General features: G+C 74.6%; 1 pseudogene. It reads left to right on the top strand.

From position 1 onward, the window contains the following. A pseudogene (locus G3N92_RS34750) lies at nucleotides 1–613 on the top strand (complex I NDUFA9 subunit family protein); the annotation flags it as partial.

A 613-nucleotide genomic window follows, 5' to 3' on the forward strand; every position in this document is an offset into this window, starting at 1 on the left:
TCGGCTCGTGCACGTCAGCGCGCTCGGCGCCGATTCGGCCGGGCCGAGCATGTATCTGCGCTCGAAGGGCGACGGCGAAGCCGCGCTGCATGCGGCGGCCGATGCGTCGGGCGGGGCGCTGGCGGTTACGGTGCTGCGGCCGTCGGTGGTGTTCGGCCCCGGCGACGCCTTTTTGACCACCTTCGCGCGGCTGCAGCGCTGGTTCCCGGTGCTGCCGCTCGCGATGCCCGATGCGCAGTTCCAGCCGGTCTACGTCGGCGACGTCGCGCAGGCGCTGCGCATGGCGTGCAGCCTGCGCGCGGCGCGCGGCGCCACCTACGAGCTGGGCGGCCCGCGCGTCTACACGCTGGAACAACTGGTGCGCTATTGCGGCGCGCTGACCGGGCGCGCGGCACGCATCGTGCGGCTGCCCGATGCGCTTGCGCGCGTGCAGGCGGCCGTGTTCGAGCGGCTGCCCGGCGAGCCGCTGATCACGCGCGACAATCTGGCGTCGATGCGCGTGCCGAACGTGATGCACGGGCCGCTCGCGCCCGAACTCGGCATCCGGCCGGCCAGCATCGAGGGCGTCGCGCCGGGGTATCTCGGCGCGGGCACGGGCGGCACGCGGCACGAC

Origin of the sequence: Burkholderia sp. Ac-20379 (assembly GCF_017104645.1) — a bacterium.
Taxonomy (GTDB): domain Bacteria; phylum Pseudomonadota; class Gammaproteobacteria; order Burkholderiales; family Burkholderiaceae; genus Burkholderia.